Raw genomic sequence first — 14,197 nt, 5'->3', positions numbered from 1 at the left:
ACCGCCGGGCAAAGGCCAGCCTGACCGACGGCGGCGCCCGGTGGGCGTCGACGGTCGCATGGCCGGGGTGCGCAATGCTCTACTCCGGTACTGGCAGGTCCAGCGACTCCTTGAGTTCTTCCATCACGATGTAGCTCTTCGATTCGCGCACGTGCGGCAGCTTCAGGAGGATGTCGCCCAATAATTTGCGGTAGGAGGCCATCTCGGAGATGCGCGCCTTGACCAGGTAGTCGAAGTCGCCGGAGACCAGGTGGCATTCCAGCACATGCGGCAGCTTGAGTACCGCGCGGCGGAACTCCTCGAAGATGTCGCCGGACTTGTAGGCCAGGCTGATCTCGACGAAGACCAGCAGGCCGGCCTTGAGATGCTGCGGGTTCAGGCGGGCCGAGTAGCCCATGATGATGCCCTCGCGCTCCAGCCGACGCACGCGCTCGGTACAGGGGGTGGTGGACAATCCGACGCGCTCGCCCAGCTCGGTGAACGGCAGGCGCCCTTCGGCCTGCAGGATGCGCAGGATCTGGCGGTCGATCTTGTCCAGCTCACGACGAGTCTGGTGCTTGGTTCTCATGGGGAAATACCCTCCATAAAAAGCCAGGATGGCGTTAATAAAAGGCAAATTTAGCTTTTTATATAGTGAATATCACTGCGCAGGCCTTTTTATACTGCCCTCAATAGTGATCCGTGAAAGCCCGGTCGAAACGGGCGGGAGGGCATGTCATGCGTGTACTGGTACTGGGTAGCGGTGTGGTCGGTACGGCCAGCGCCTACTATCTGGCCCGGGCCGGGTTCGAGGTGGTGGTGGTCGACCGCCAGCCGGCGGTGGCCATGGAAACCAGCTTCGCCAACGCCGGCCAGGTTTCGCCCGGCTATGCCTCGCCATGGGCCGCGCCGGGGGTGCCGCTGAAAGCGATCAAATGGCTGCTGCAGCGCCACGCGCCGCTGGCGATCAAGCTCACCGGGGACGTCGAGCAGTACCTGTGGATGGCGCAGATGCTGCGCAACTGTACCGCCGCGCGCTATGCGGTGAACAAGGAGCGCATGGTGCGGCTGTCCGAATACAGCCGCGACTGCCTCGACGAGTTGCGCGCCGAGACCGGCATCGCCTACGAGGGGCGCCAGCTCGGCACCACCCAGCTGTTCCGTACCCAGGCGCAGCTCGACGCCGCGGCCAAGGACATCGCCGTGCTGGAGCGCTCCGGCGTGCCCTACGAATTGCTCGACCGCGCCGGCATCGCCCGCGCCGAGCCGGCGCTGGCCAAGGTGGCGGACAAGCTCAGCGGCGCCCTGCGCCTGCCCAACGACCAGACCGGCGACTGCCAGATGTTCACCACGCGCCTGGCCGAGATGGCCCGCGAGCTGGGCGTCGAGTTCCGCTTCGAGCAGAACATCCAGCGCCTCGAGTACGCCGGCGACCGACTCGCGGGCGTGTGGATCGACGGCACGCTGGAAACCGCCGACCGCTACGTGCTGGCGCTGGGCAGCTACAGCGCGCAGATGCTCAAGCCGCTGGGCATTCGCGCGCCGGTGTATCCGCTCAAGGGCTATTCGCTGACGGTGCCGATCAGCGACCCGGCGATGGCGCCGCAGTCGACCGTGCTCGACGAAACCTACAAGGTGGCCATCACCCGTTTCGACCAGCGCATCCGCGTCGGCGGCATGGCCGAGATCGCCGGGCACGACTTGTCGCTCAATCCGCGCCGCCGCGAAACGCTGGAAATGGTCGTCAGCGATCTCTTCCCGCTGGGCGGCGACCCGGCCGAGGCGGTATTCTGGACCGGCCTGCGACCGGCGACGCCGGACGGCACGCCGATCATCGGCGCAACACCCTATCGCAACCTGTTCCTCAATACCGGTCATGGCACGCTGGGCTGGACCATGGCCTGCGGTTCCGGCCGGGTACTCGCCGATCTGCTGGCATCCAAGCGGCCGCAGATCAGCACCGAGGGGCTGGACATCTTCCGCTACGGCAAGCACAAGGAGACCCGCAAGCATGCCCATCCGGCGCCTGCACACTGAAACCCGCTACAGCGAGGCGGTCATCCACAACGGCGCGGTGTATCTCTCCGGGCAACTGGCCGACGACCTCGACGGCGATATCCGCCAGCAGACCCGCGAGACGCTGGCCAGCATCGAGCGCCTGCTGGAGGAGGCCGGCACCAGCAAGGCGCGGCTGCTCTCGGCGACCATCCACCTCAAGGACATCGCCGGCGACTATGCCGGGATGAACGAGATCTGGGATGCCTGGCTCGCCCCGGGCACCGCGCCGGCGCGCACCACGGTGCAGGCCTTGATGTACGCGCCGCAGGTGCGGGTGGAGATCACCGTGGTCGCCGCCATGCCCGATCTGGCCGGGCCGGTGCTCTAGCTCCAATCCCACGTAGGGTGGACAACGGCGCAGCCTTGTCCACCGTGGTGGATAAGCCGCAAGCGGCGTTATCCACCCTACGCCGCCGCGCCCGAGATATCGTTCCGGCGTGTTGTAAATTCTGAACGCCATTGCCATCATAAGCGCCCTCATCGCATCGCTCTTGAAAGGGGGCTCCCGTATTGGACGTCGGCGTTCGACTGCAAACCATCCGCAAGCTCAAGGGCTTGTCCCAGCGCGAACTGGCCAAGCGCGCAGGCGTCACCAACAGCACCATTTCCATGATCGAGAAGAACAGCGTCAGCCCGTCGATCAGCTCGCTGAAGAAGGTGCTGGGCGGCATTCCCATGTCGCTGGTGGAGTTCTTCTCGCCGGATTTCGAGCAGGACGGCGACACCCAGGTGGTCTACAAGGCCGGTGAGCTGATCGATATCTCCGACGGTGCGGTGAGCATGAAGCTGGTGGGCAAGGCGCATCCGAGCCGGGCCATCGCCTTTCTCGACGAGACCTATCCGCCGGGCACCGACACCGGCGAGGAGATGCTCGCGCACCAGGGCGAGGAGGCCGGCATGCTGGTGGCCGGGCGCCTGGAACTGACCGTGAACGGCCAGATCTACGTGCTGGAAACCGGCGACAGCTATTACTTCGAGAGCAGCAAGCCGCATCGCTTCCGCAATCCGTTCGATGAGCCGGCCAGGCTGATCAGCGCGACGACGCCGGCGAATTTCTGAGCAGTGATATCCGCAGCGCCAGGTTGGGCACGACGAGACCAGTGCCTTCGGGCTGGTATCTGTTGGGCTTCGCGCCGCTCAGCGCCAACCTACGGGGCGCCCGCTCATCGAGGGCTGGGCGGCATCCCAACTGCCCCATAAGCAAAGGTCGCGCACGCTGGAATGCGACACAGGGTCGCTGCTGGCGCTTGGGCCGAAGCCGGTTGTTTCGGCGAGCAAGGCTTGCCGCTATACTACCGCCCGCCTGCGTAACCGTGGCCGCGGGCGTGTCTAGCCACAATGAGGGTGTAAGGTGAACCTGATTAAGAAGATCCTGGTAGCACAGACTGCCGTAGTGGCCCTGTGGGCAATGAGCGCTCAGGCTGCGACCGACGAAGCCATCGCCGAGCGTCTGAAGCCGGTGGGTGAAGTATGTATTCAAGGTGAAGAGTGCGCAGCGGCGGGTGCCGGCGCTGCCGCTGCCGCGGGCGGCGCTGCCCGCAGCGGCGAAGAGATCTATGGCAAGTTCTGCACCGCCTGCCATGGTTCCGGCCTGCTCAATTCGCCGAAGACCGGCGATTCCGCAGCCTGGTCCGCCCGTGCCGACGCGGCCGGCGGCCTGGATGGCCTGCTCAAGCATGCTATCAGCGGCATCAACGCCATGCCGCCGAAGGGTACCTGCGGCGACTGCTCGGACGACGAGCTGAAGGCTGCGATCCAGCACATGTCCGGTCTCTGATCGCACACGAGCGTCATCTGCAAAGCCGCCTTCGGGCGGCTTTGTCGTATCTGCGCGGAGCAAAGCCGCGACGGGCCGGGTCGAATGTTGCGGATTCTGTTTCCACGCGACATTCCGCGTGGTCATCGCAGGCAGAGAGGTTGTCATGCCCGGTTCCGCGTCGCATCCCGAACAGCTGCGTTTCGCCAGTGACGGACGCACGCCCAACAGTCCGCATCCGCTGCTGATCTATCGCCAGTTGCCGCTGGCCGATGGCGATCTGGCCGTCGCCTTCGAGCGCCTGTTCGACAGCCATCTGTGGCCGGCTGCCTGGCGCGGGTCGATCTACGATTACCAGCACTATCACTCCACCGCGCACGAGGTGCTCGGTGTGTGCCGTGGCTGGGCGCGGGTGATGCTGGGTGGCGAGCGGGGGCGCGAAGTCGAGCTGCGCGCCGGCGATGCGCTGGTGCTGCCGGCCGGCACCGGCCATTGCTGCATGCAGGCGAGCGCGGATTTCCAGGTCGTCGCGGGGTACCCGGCGGGCCAGCACTACGACCTGCTGCGCCCCGATGAGGCTGGCCACGATGCCGCACGTGAGCGTATCGCGCAGGTCGGTGTGCCGATCAGCGATCCGCTGGCCGGCACCCAAGGCGCGCTGGTGCGGCTATGGCGCGAGGCGTCGCTCAGTCGATGAACTGCACCTGGCCGTCGGCCAGCGACTGCACCCGGGCCAGCGACTCGACCCGGAAACCGGCTTCTTCCAGCTCCCGGCGGCCATTCTGGAAGGACTTCTCGATGACGATGCCGAGCCCGGCGATGCTCGCGCCGGCCTGCTGGATGATCGAGATCAGGCCCTTGGCGGCTTTGCCGTTGGCCAGGAAGTCGTCGATGATCAGCACCCGGTCATTGGCCGAGAGGTGGTTGGTGGAGATCGCGATGGTGCTTTCCACCTGCTTGGTGAAGGAATACACCGAGGCGGTCAGCAGGTGGTCGGTGAGCGTCAGCGACTGATGCTTGCGGGCGAAGATCACCGGTACGCCCAGCTCCAGCCCGGCCATCACCGCCGGGGCGATGCCCGAGGCCTCGATGGTGACGATCTTGGTGATGCCGTCTTCGCGGAAGAGGCGGGCGAACTCCTGGCCGATGGCCTGCATCAGGGCGGGGTCGATCTGGTGGTTGAGGAATGCGTCGACCTTGAGTACACGGTCGGAAAGTACGATGCCTTGCTGGCGGATTTTCTGTTTCAGCTGTTCCACGAACACGCTACCTCAAGCGGACTCCAGGGCCAGGCCGCCAGCGGGCACGGCAAGCGACCGCCCTGGGGCCGGGCTCGCGCGCCTCGTCACCGGTGCCATCCGCTCGCTGGCGCTCGCGCGCAGCCTGGAAAGCCGCGCATTCTCGCTCAAATCGCGTATCGCGTGCAAAACCGGCAACTGCGCCGGAGCCGGTGGTCGACGGGCGGTGAGCCGGCGCTCAGCCGAACAGCTGCTGCTTGCGCCGCAGCCAGCGATAGCCGTAGCCGCCCAGGCGCAGGTGCAGCGGATGCCCGCGGGGTTGTTCGTAGTCGCTGTCGGCGAGCACGTCGACCATGTTCTGCAGGTCTTCGTCATCGATCTCCACAGTCACTTCTTCGGGCGACAGGTTGACCAGCATCAGCACGGTGGAGCCGGCGTCGTGGCGGACGGCAAACACCGACGGCGGGCCGACCTGCACCGGGGTGTGCCGGCCCTGGCCGATCTCCCGCAGGCCGATGCGGGTGCGGATCATGTTGCCGGTGCGAGCCAGCAGCGAATCGCCGCGCAGGGTCTGCGCATAGACGTTGAGCCGTTCGTAGCTGAACGGCCCTTGGTCGATCAGCGGTGCGGCCAACTGCTCGGCTTCGGCGCAGGAAAAGCCGGCGTTGGGCTCGTTGGACCATTGCATCGGGGTGCGCACCGCCAGGCGTTCAGGCCGTGACAGGTCGTCGCCCATGCCGATCTCCTCGCCATAGCGGATGATCGGTGTGCCGGGCAGGGAGAACAGCAGGGCATGGGCCATGGCCAGGCGCCGCTCGTCGCCGTCGAGCATCGGCGCCAGGCGCCGGCGGATGCCGCGGCCATAGGCGCGCATGTCCGGATCGGGGGCGAAGGCCTGCATCACTTCCTCGCGCTCCGCCTCGGTGAGCCGTTCCAGGTCCAGCTCGTCGTGGTTGCGCAGCCAGATGGCGTACTGCGAACGTTCCGGCGGCTCCGGCTGGCGGCTCAGGGCATCCATCAGCGGTTGCGCGTCGTTGCGCGCGAGGGCGAGGAAGAAATGGTTGTTGGCCCAGAAGTTCAGCAGCAGGGTCAGCCGGTCACCCTCGCCGAAGTAGTCGCGGTACTCCTGCGGCTCGACGTCTACCTCGCCCAGCAGTACGGTTTCCGGGCGGCGCAGGGTGACGAAGTCGCGCATGTGCTCCAGCAGCCAGTGGCCCTTGGCGCTGTCGCCGGCGCCGGCCTGCTCGATCAGGTGCGAGGCGGCGTCGACGCGAAAACCCGAGACACCGAGGCGCAGCCAGAAGGCCATGATCCGCTCGATCTCCTCCACCACCCGCGGGTTGGCCAGGTTGAGGTCCGGCTCGTGGCTGTAGAACAGGTGCCGGTAGTACTGCCCGGCCTTCTCGTCCCAGGTCCAGACGCTGTCCTCGATGGTGGGGAAGATCGACTCGATGCTGTCGTCCGGCTCGTCCGCCCACAGGTAGTAGTCGCGGTACGGTGAGTGGCGGTCGCTGCGCGCCTGCTGGAACCAGCGGTGCTCGCGCGAGGTGTGCTGCACCACCAGCTCGATGATCACATGCAGGCCGAGTTCCTCGGCCTTCTCCAGCAGGCTGACCACGTCGGCCAGGTCGCCGAAGCGCGGGTCGACCTGCAGGTGGTCGCTGACATCGTAGCCGGCATCGCGGAACGGCGAGCGATAGAAGGGCATCAGCCAGACCGCGGTGGCGCCGAGGCCGCGCACGTAGTCGAGGCGTTCGGTGACGCCGGGCAGGTCGCCGCAGCCGTCGGCGTTGCTGTCGCGAAACAGCGAGGGGTCGATCTGATAGATCACCGCGTTGCGATACCAGAGTGGGCGCATCTTCAGGTTTCCTTCGGGCAGAGGAGCACGGCCTGGCCGGGAGCCAGTTCGCCGGAATAGGGCCGGCCTTCGCCCTGGCCGTCACTGGCGACCTGGAGCTGCCAGGCGCCGTTGAGCGGACAGGCATGGGCCTGCTCGGCGAAATTGATGCAGACGATGCGGCAGTCGTCGCCCAGCTCGCGGCGATAGGCGAGCACCTGCGGGTGCGACGGCAGCTCTTCCCAGCGCCCGTGACGCAGGGCCGGGCTGGCCTTGCGCGCGGCGATCAGCCGGCGATAGAGGGCGAAGGTGGAGTCGGCGGCGCGGTACTGGCGTTCGACGGCCAGCGCCTCGGCATCGGGCGCGAACGGCAGCCAGGGCGCGGCGCCCCAGCCATGCGGCGGTTCGGCGAGCCAGGGCAGCGGTGCGCGACAGCCGTCGCGGCCGCCGGGGTCGATCTGCTCGTCCGGGGCGATCGCGGCGTCCTCCAGGCCCAGTTCTTCGCCCTGGTAGAGGAACGGCGTGCCGCGCAGGGTCAGCAGCAGGACGGCGGCGGCATGGGCGCTGCGCAGCGAGCCCTGGTAGCGGCTGCGCTGGCGGCGGTTGTCGTGGTTGGACAGCACCCAGGTCGGCCAGGCGCCGGCCGGCTCCAGCAACTGCTCGACGTCGCGGATGCAGGTGCGGAACATCACCGGGTCCCAGGGCGCGTCCAGCGGGGTGAAGTTGAACGACATATGCAGTTCGTCGCCGGCGCCGTAGTACTGCAGGATGCGTTCGGTCGAGCGGATGTTCACCTCGCCCACCAGCACGCGGTCGCCGGGGTAGCTGTCGACGATCCGGCGGATGCCGCGCAGCACCTCGTGGCTGTAGGGCTGGTCGTTGAAGTTGGCCAGCGGCTCGCCGGCCAGGCAGCGCGGATCGTCGGCGAATTGCGGATCCTTGCCGGTGCAGTGGATGACGTCGATGCGAAAACCGTCGACGCCGCGCTCGAGCCAGAAGCGCAGCACGCCATGCATCGCCTCGATGACCTCCGGGTTGCGCCAGTTCAGGTCCGGCTGCTGCGGCAGGAACAGGTGCAGGTAGTACTGCTGGGTGTGCTCGTCCCAGGTCCAGGCGCTGCCGGCGTTGAGCTGCGCGCGCCAGTTGTTCGGCTGGTCGCGCCAGATGTACCAGTCGCGCCTGGGGTTGTCCCGCGCGCTACGCGACTCGAGGAACCAGGGGTGCTGGTCCGACGTATGGTTGGGTACGAAGTCCAGCAGCACACGGATGCCACGGGCATGGGCCTCCGCGATCAGCCGGTCGATATCGGCCAGCGAGCCGAACAGCGGGTCGATGTCGCAGTAGTCGCTGATGTCGTAGCCGGCATCGATCATCGGCGAGCGGAACACCGGCGACAGCCACAGCGCATCGACGCCCAGCCGCTGCAGATGGTCGAGCTGGCGCAGCACGCCCGCGAGGTCGCCGACGCCGTCGCCGTTGCCGTCGGCGAACGAGCGTGGGTAGATCTGGTAGACGGTGGCGCCTTTCCACCACGGCGGCTGGGTTGGTTCGCTCATGCGCGCTTCCTTCTCGGTCCTGGCGGGTCGTGGGCGATACCCCTGTGCAGTTACGACTGACGCGAAGCGCCCAGGTTCGCCATTGCCCGAACCGGGCCGAAGGACCACGGGCGCGCCGCTGTCTTTCAGCGGTCCTGGACGGATAGCATGTGGCGATAGCCCGTCTAGCACCTAAGCTAGGCACAGATCGTTCACCAATCCAATCCGGAGACCGTCATGCTGCGTATTGCCATCAATGGGTACGGCCGTATCGGCCGCACCGTCCTGCGCGCGCTGTTCGAACGTGGGCTGGACAACCAGATCCACATCGAGGCCATCAACGACCTCAGCGAGACCGCCACCCTGGCGCACCTGACCCGCTTCGATTCGACCTTCGGGCGTTTCCAGGGCCAGGTCGACGTGCACGATGACATCCTGCAGATCCGCGGGCAGTCGATCCGCCTGCTCTGCGAGCGCGACGCCAGCAGGCTGCCGTGGGGGGAGCTGGGCGTGGACGTGGTGCTGGAGTGCTCGGGCAAGTTCAAGAAGCGCGAACTGGTCGAACAGCACCTGCAGGCCGGGGCCGGGCGGGTCTTCGCCTCGCACCCGCTGGACGGGGCGGACCTGACCGTGGTCTACGGCGTCAACCACGAGCTGCTCGGCAGCCAGCGGGTGATCTCCAATGCCTCCTGCACCACCAACTGCCTGGCGCCGCTGGCCAAGGTGCTGCACCAGGCGGTCGGCATCCGCCAGGGGCTGCTCAACACCGTGCACTCCTATACCAATGACCAGAGCCTGCTGGACAAGGCCCACCGGGACCTCTATCGCGCCCGCGCCGCGGCGCTGTCGATGATTCCCTCGACCACCGGCGCGGCCAAGGCCATCGGCCTGGTGCTGCCGGAACTGGCCGGGCGCCTGGATGGCCTGTCGGTGCGCGTGCCGACGCCGAACGTCTCGCTGGTGGACCTGACCTTCACCGCCGAGCGCCCACCGGCCAGTGTCGAGGCGGTCAACCAGATGCTGCGCGAAGGCGCACGGCAACTGCCCACCGGCGTCATGGAGTGCAACGAACTGCCGCTGGTCTCCAGCGACTTCAACGGCTATCCGATTTCCTGCGTGGCCGATCTCAACCACACCCGCGTGCAGGGCGACCTGGTCAAGGTGCTGGCCTGGTACGACAACGAGTGGGCCTTCTCCCACCGTATGCTCGACGTGCTGCTGAGCTGGGAGGCGCTGTGTTCGGGCGCTTGAGTGCAACGGTCTGCACGGCTCGCAGGTTGGGGCGGGTGCGCAGTTCGTAGGTTGGGTTGAGCGAAGCGAAGCCCAACTTACCCAACCCAACAAGGAGGCACGAGCCAAGGCGGCTCCCTCGCCGGACAAGGATGGCGTTGGGCTTCGGCGCTGCGCGCCGCAACCCCACCTACGGGTTGCGGCGCATAAATCGAGACGAAAGGTCTCGATTTGCGGTTGACGGCGGCCGTCTATACTTTCTACTCTCCAGAAACGATAGTGAGACAAAAAGTCTCAAAATAATAAAAGCTGCCGCGCCAGGCAGCGCTGCTTGGAGAGTGCCCCATGAGCCATCGCATCGTTCTGCCGCGCCTGATGGAAATCGGCGCCGGCGCCAGCCAGCAGCTCGCCAGCGTGCTGCGCACGCTGGGTTGCAGCCGCCCGCTGATCGTCACCGACCGCATGATGGTCGAGTTGGGCTATGTCGCCCGCCTGAGCGAACAACTGGAGCAGGCCGGCATCGCCAGCCAATGCTTCGCCGATACCCTGCCCGAACCCACCGCCGCCTCGATCCGCGCCGGGGTGGAGATGGTCCGCGAGGGCGACTTCGACTCCATCGTCGCCCTCGGCGGTGGCAGCCCGATCGACTCGGCCAAGGCCATCGGCATCCTCGGCAAGTTCGGCGGCGAGATGCGCGACTACCGCTTCCCGCGTGACGTCAGCGAGGCCGGCCTGCCGCTGGTCGCCATCCCCACCACCGCCGGCACCGGCTCGGAGGCGACCCGCTTCACCATCATCACCGACGAGACCAGCGACGAGAAAATGCTCTGCGCCGGCCTCGGCTTCATGCCCGTCGCCGCGCTGATCGACTACGAGCTGACCCTCTCGCTGCCGCCGCGGGTCACCGCCGACACCGGCATCGACGCGCTGACCCATGCCATCGAGGCCTACGTCAGCCGCAAGGCCAGCCTCTACAGCGACGCCCAGGCACTCGAAGCCATGCGCCTGCTGGCACCGAACCTGCGCAGCGCCTTCCACGAGCCGAATAATCGTGCCGCGCGCGAGGCGATGATGCTTGGCTCGAACCTCGCCGGGATCGCCTTCTCCAACGCCTCGGTGGCGCTGGTGCACGGCATGAGCCGGCCGATCGGCGCCTTCTTCCACGTGCCGCACGGGCTGTCCAACGCCATGCTGCTGCCGGCGATCACCGCCTTCTCGATTCCCGCCGCGCCCGAGCGCTATGCCGATTGCGCCCGCGCCATGGGCATCGCCGCCGAAGGCGACAGCGTCGAGGCCGCCAACGACAAGTTGCTGGCCGAGCTGCGCGCGCTCAACCAGGAACTGAAGGTGCCGAGCCCCGCGCAGTTCGGCATCGAGCGCGCGCGCTTCTTCGAACTGCGCGAAACCATGGCGCGCCAGGCGCTGGCCTCGGGTTCGCCGGGCAACAACCCACGCGTGCCCACGGAAGCGGAAATCATCGACCTCTACGAAACCGTCTGGAACCAGGAGTGAGACCATGCAGACCCTCGGCAACCTGATCAACAACGAAGCCGTCGCCGGCCGTTCCGGGCGCAGCGCCACCGTTTACAACCCGGCCAGCGGCGAAGCGCGGCTGCAGGTCTCGCTGGCCTCGGCGGAGGAAACCCGCGAAGCCATCGGCGCCGCCCAGGCCGCCTTCGACGGCTGGTCGAAGACCCCGCCGCTGGTGCGTGCGCGGGTGATGTTCCGCTTCAAGGAGCTGCTCGAACGCCGCCGCGACGACGTCGCCCGGCTGATCACCAGCGAGCACGGCAAGGTCTTTTCCGACGCCCAGGGCGAAGTCACCCGCGGGCTGGAAGTGGTCGAGTTCGCCTGCGGCATCCCGCACCTGCTCAAGGGCGAGTTCTCCTCCAACGTCGGCCGCGACATCGACTCCAACTCGCTGATGCAGCCGCTGGGCGTCTGCGCCGGCATCACCCCGTTCAACTTCCCGGCGATGGTGCCGCTGTGGATGGTTCCGGTGGCGCTCGCCTGCGGCAACACCTTTGTCCTCAAGCCGTCGGAGAAGGACCCGAGCGCGACCATGCTGATCGGCGAGCTGCTGGCCGAGGCGGGACTGCCGGCCGGCGTGCTGAACATCGTCAACGGCAACAAGGAAGCGGTGGACGTGCTGCTGACCGACGAGCGCGTGCAATCGGTGAGCTTCGTCGGCTCGACGCCGATCGCCGAGTACATCTACCGGACCGCCTCGGCCCACGGCAAGCGCTGCCAGGCCCTGGGCGGGGCGAAGAACCATATGGTGGTCATGCCCGACGCCGATCCGCAGCAGGTGGTCAGTTCGCTGATGGGTGCCGCCTACGGCTCGGCCGGCGAGCGTTGCATGGCGATCTCGGTGGCGGTGTGCGTCGGCGACGAGGTGGCCGACAAGCTGGTCGGCATGCTCCGCGACGAGATCGGCCGGATGCGCACCGGCCCGGGCCTGGGCGTCGAGCCCGAACCGCAGATGGGCCCGCTGGTCACCCGCGAGCACCAGCAGAAGGTCCTCGGTTACATCGACCTCGGCGTCGAGGAAGGCGCGACGCTGGTCTGCGACGGTCGCGGCTACAGTGTCCAGGGCTACGAGAACGGCTTCTACGTCGGCCCGACGCTGTTCGATCACGTCACCCCGCAGATGCGCATCTACCAGGAGGAAATCTTCGGCCCGGTGCTGGCCGTGGTGCGGGTCGCGTCGTTCGACGAGGCGCTGCAGCTGGTCAACGACCACGAGTACGGCAACGGCACCTCGATCTTCACCCGCGACGGCGACACCGCGCGGCAGTACGAGGAGAACGTCAGGGTCGGCATGGTCGGCGTCAACGTGCCGATCCCGGTGCCGATGGCCTTCCACTGCTTCGGCGGCTGGAAGCGTTCGATCTTCGGCCCGCTGAACATGCATGGCCCGGACGGGGTGCGTTTCTTCACCCGGATGAAGACCGTGACCCGGCGCTGGCCCACCGGTATCCGCGCCGGTGCCGAGTTCGCCATGCCGACGATGAAGTAAGCTCGCGCGACACGAGAGCGTAGGGTGGAAAACCGCGCAGCGTTTTCCACCGCTACCCCTGCCTGGCTCCGCCGCCTGCGGGCGGCCTGTCATCCATCGTCATGAGTGAAACCATGCGCAGTACCCGCGAAAAAGGTTCCTCCATCACCCGCGTGCTGGAAATCATCGAGGCAGTGGCCGCTGCCAAGGACCCCCTGACGCCGACCGCACTGGCGGAAAGGCTGGATATTCCAAAAGCCAGTGCACATCGCCTGGTGCAAACGCTGGAGAGCGAAGGCTTCCTGCAGTTCGGCCTGCGCGGCGGGCTGCTGCCGGGCGAGCGGCTACACGTCGCCGCGCTGAACATCCTGCGCAGCAGCCGGCACAAGGCGTTGCGCCAGGCGATCCTGCGCCAATTGTCCGAAGCCATCGGCGAAACCTGCGGCCTGGCGATCCCGGACGGGTTGGACATGCTCTATTTCGACCGGGTGCAGACCAACTGGCCGCTGCAGATCAACCTGCCGATCGGCAGCCATACACCGCTGTGGTGCACCGCCAGCGGCAAGCTCTACCTCGCCTCGCTGCCCCCCGAGCAGCTGGAGCGGGTGCTGCCGCGCCTGCCGGTCCAGCGCCTGGCGCGCAACACCCTCACCGACCTCAGCGCATTGCGCGACGACCTGGCGCGCATCCGCGAGGAGCAACTGGGCACCGATTCCGAGGAGTTCATCGATGGCATGGTGGCCTGCGCGGTGCCGGTGCGCGATGCGCAGGGCGAGTTGCTCGCCTGCCTGTTCAGCCATGCCCCGGTGATCCGCTGCTCGATGGCGCAATTGCTCGAGTTCGTACCGCGCCTGCGCGCCGCTGCCAGCGAACTGGAAGCGGTACTCGGCAGCGCGGCCGTGCTGCAGGAGCAACGCTGAGTCAGATCACGTAGAACAGTATCGCGATGAAGTGCAGCAGGCTGCCGACCATCACGAAGATGTGCCAGACGCCATGCCAGTGGCGAAAGCGCTCGTCGTAGACGAAGAACACGATGCCGATGGTGTAGCACAGGCCGCCGCCCAGCAGCCAGGCGAAACCCGCACCGCCCAGCGCGGCGAACAGCGGCCTGACCGCCACCAGCACGATCCAGCCCATCACCGCGTAGATCACCAGCGACAGCACCCGCGCCTCCGAGCGCGGCTTGATCTCCTGCGCCATGCCGATCAGCGCCAGGCCCCAGACGATGCCGAACAGTGTCCAGCCCCAGGCGCCGCTCAGCGTTACCAGGCAGAACGGCGTGTAGCTGCCGGCGATCAGCAGGTAGATCGACAGGTGGTCGAGCTTGCGCATGACCACCTTGGCCCGCCCACGCAGGCTGTGATAGAGCGTGGAGATGCTGTAGAGCAGGATCAGGCTGAGGCCGTAGATCGCCACGCTGACGATCTCCAGCACCGTGCCGTCGAGCGCGGCGAGCACCAGCAGCCAGATGGCGCCCATGCAGGCCAGCACTGCACCGACCAGGTGCGTCCAGGCATTGAAGCGTTCGCCGTGGTACATCGAATCCCTCCCGAACATGCGACCTGC

General features: G+C 67.0%; 14 protein-coding genes. 9 read left to right on the top strand and 5 right to left on the bottom strand.

The features are described 5' to 3' along the window. Positions 1–79: 79 nt before the first annotated feature. Positions 80–568 (bottom strand): Lrp/AsnC ligand binding domain-containing protein, encoded by a 489-nt coding sequence (locus tag CXK94_RS00715; RefSeq protein ID WP_037041011.1) that lies wholly within the window; start codon positions 566–568, stop codon positions 80–82. 149 nt (positions 569–717) lie between these two features. Here CXK94_RS00715 and dadA point away from each other — a divergent pair, with 149 nt between their 5' ends. From dadA to CXK94_RS00690, 5 genes are all read left to right on the top strand, one after another. Next, a complete protein-coding gene (gene dadA, locus CXK94_RS00710) occupies positions 718–2,016 on the top strand; it encodes a D-amino acid dehydrogenase (RefSeq protein WP_037041012.1) in 1,299 nt (432 codons plus the stop codon). Further along, positions 1,991–2,365, top strand: a complete 375-nt coding sequence (locus CXK94_RS00705) for a RidA family protein (RefSeq protein ID WP_037041015.1) — start codon at positions 1,991–1,993, stop codon at positions 2,363–2,365. The genes dadA and CXK94_RS00705 overlap by 26 nt, the downstream gene beginning before the upstream one ends. 182 nt (positions 2,366–2,547) lie before the next feature. After that, a complete protein-coding gene (locus CXK94_RS00700) occupies positions 2,548–3,096 on the top strand; it encodes a cupin domain-containing protein (protein WP_037041019.1) in 549 nt (182 codons plus the stop codon). A 292-nt stretch (positions 3,097–3,388) separates the two neighbouring features. Further along, positions 3,389–3,814: a c-type cytochrome gene (locus tag CXK94_RS00695; protein WP_037041022.1), complete on the top strand. Its 426-nt coding sequence runs from the start codon at positions 3,389–3,391 to the stop codon at positions 3,812–3,814. A gap of 145 nt (positions 3,815–3,959) precedes the next feature. Further along, positions 3,960–4,490 (top strand): cupin domain-containing protein, encoded by a 531-nt coding sequence (locus CXK94_RS00690; protein WP_102892896.1) that lies wholly within the window; start codon positions 3,960–3,962, stop codon positions 4,488–4,490. Here the strand turns inward: CXK94_RS00690 and CXK94_RS00685 are convergent. From CXK94_RS00685 to CXK94_RS00675, 3 genes are all read right to left on the bottom strand, one after another. Further along, positions 4,480–5,052, bottom strand: coding sequence for a xanthine phosphoribosyltransferase (locus CXK94_RS00685; RefSeq protein WP_037041040.1), 573 nt, complete (start codon positions 5,050–5,052; stop codon positions 4,480–4,482). The genes CXK94_RS00690 and CXK94_RS00685 overlap by 11 nt on opposite strands. 217 nt (positions 5,053–5,269) lie before the next feature. Beyond that, positions 5,270–6,889 carry an alpha-amylase family protein gene (locus CXK94_RS00680; protein WP_102892895.1) on the bottom strand — a complete coding sequence of 540 codons (1,620 nt, stop codon included), beginning with the start codon at positions 6,887–6,889 and terminating at the stop codon, positions 5,270–5,272. Positions 6,890–6,891: 2 nt separating this feature from the next. Continuing rightward, positions 6,892–8,424, bottom strand: a complete 1,533-nt coding sequence (locus CXK94_RS00675; protein WP_102892894.1) for an alpha-amylase family glycosyl hydrolase — start codon at positions 8,422–8,424, stop codon at positions 6,892–6,894. 216 nt (positions 8,425–8,640) lie between these two features. Here CXK94_RS00675 and gap point away from each other — a divergent pair, with 216 nt between their 5' ends. The 4 genes from gap (at position 8,641) to CXK94_RS00655 (ending at position 13,551) form a co-directional block, all read left to right on the top strand. Continuing rightward, entirely contained in the window at positions 8,641–9,654 is a 1,014-nt protein-coding gene (gap, locus tag CXK94_RS00670; protein WP_102892893.1) for a type I glyceraldehyde-3-phosphate dehydrogenase, read from the top strand. A gap of 324 nt (positions 9,655–9,978) precedes the next feature. Beyond that, complete coding sequence (locus CXK94_RS00665) at positions 9,979–11,145, top strand: iron-containing alcohol dehydrogenase (protein ID WP_102892892.1); 1,167 nt, start codon at positions 9,979–9,981, stop codon at positions 11,143–11,145. 4 nt (positions 11,146–11,149) lie between these two features. Then, complete coding sequence (locus tag CXK94_RS00660; protein ID WP_102892891.1) at positions 11,150–12,652, top strand: CoA-acylating methylmalonate-semialdehyde dehydrogenase; 1,503 nt, start codon at positions 11,150–11,152, stop codon at positions 12,650–12,652. 113 nt (positions 12,653–12,765) lie between these two features. Next, the gene (locus tag CXK94_RS00655; protein ID WP_102892890.1) at positions 12,766–13,551 is read left to right on the top strand and encodes an IclR family transcriptional regulator; all 786 of its coding nucleotides are present in this window, start codon (positions 12,766–12,768) and stop codon (positions 13,549–13,551) included. A gap of 1 nt (position 13,552) precedes the next feature. On the opposite strand, the gene trhA is transcribed toward CXK94_RS00655, so the two are convergent. Further along, complete coding sequence (gene trhA, locus CXK94_RS00650; RefSeq protein WP_037044258.1) at positions 13,553–14,170, bottom strand: PAQR family membrane homeostasis protein TrhA; 618 nt, start codon at positions 14,168–14,170, stop codon at positions 13,553–13,555. Between the last annotated feature and the right edge of the window lie 27 nt (positions 14,171–14,197).

Origin of the sequence: Stutzerimonas stutzeri (assembly GCF_002890915.1) — a bacterium.
Lineage (GTDB): Bacteria > Pseudomonadota > Gammaproteobacteria > Pseudomonadales > Pseudomonadaceae > Stutzerimonas > Stutzerimonas stutzeri_AF.
This window is presented reverse-complemented; position numbering and strand designations above follow the sequence as displayed.

Excerpts from the sequence above, each read along its gene's own strand:
- trhA (WP_037044258.1), bottom strand. The coding sequence starts at position 14,170 with ATGTACCACGGCGAACGCTTCAATGCCTGGACGCACCTGGTCGGTGCA.
- CXK94_RS00690 (WP_102892896.1), top strand. The coding sequence starts at position 3,960 with ATGCCCGGTTCCGCGTCGCATCCCGAACAGCTGCGTTTCGCCAGTGAC.
- CXK94_RS00715 (WP_037041011.1), bottom strand. The coding sequence starts at position 568 with ATGAGAACCAAGCACCAGACTCGTCGTGAGCTGGACAAGATCGACCGC.
- gap (WP_102892893.1), top strand. The coding sequence starts at position 8,641 with ATGCTGCGTATTGCCATCAATGGGTACGGCCGTATCGGCCGCACCGTC.
- dadA (WP_037041012.1), top strand. The coding sequence starts at position 718 with ATGCGTGTACTGGTACTGGGTAGCGGTGTGGTCGGTACGGCCAGCGCC.
- CXK94_RS00705 (WP_037041015.1), top strand. The coding sequence starts at position 1,991 with ATGCCCATCCGGCGCCTGCACACTGAAACCCGCTACAGCGAGGCGGTC.
- CXK94_RS00680 (WP_102892895.1), bottom strand. The coding sequence starts at position 6,889 with ATGCGCCCACTCTGGTATCGCAACGCGGTGATCTATCAGATCGACCCC.
- CXK94_RS00665 (WP_102892892.1), top strand. The coding sequence starts at position 9,979 with ATGAGCCATCGCATCGTTCTGCCGCGCCTGATGGAAATCGGCGCCGGC.
- CXK94_RS00660 (WP_102892891.1), top strand. The coding sequence starts at position 11,150 with ATGCAGACCCTCGGCAACCTGATCAACAACGAAGCCGTCGCCGGCCGT.
- CXK94_RS00675 (WP_102892894.1), bottom strand. The coding sequence starts at position 8,424 with ATGAGCGAACCAACCCAGCCGCCGTGGTGGAAAGGCGCCACCGTCTAC.
- CXK94_RS00655 (WP_102892890.1), top strand. The coding sequence starts at position 12,766 with ATGCGCAGTACCCGCGAAAAAGGTTCCTCCATCACCCGCGTGCTGGAA.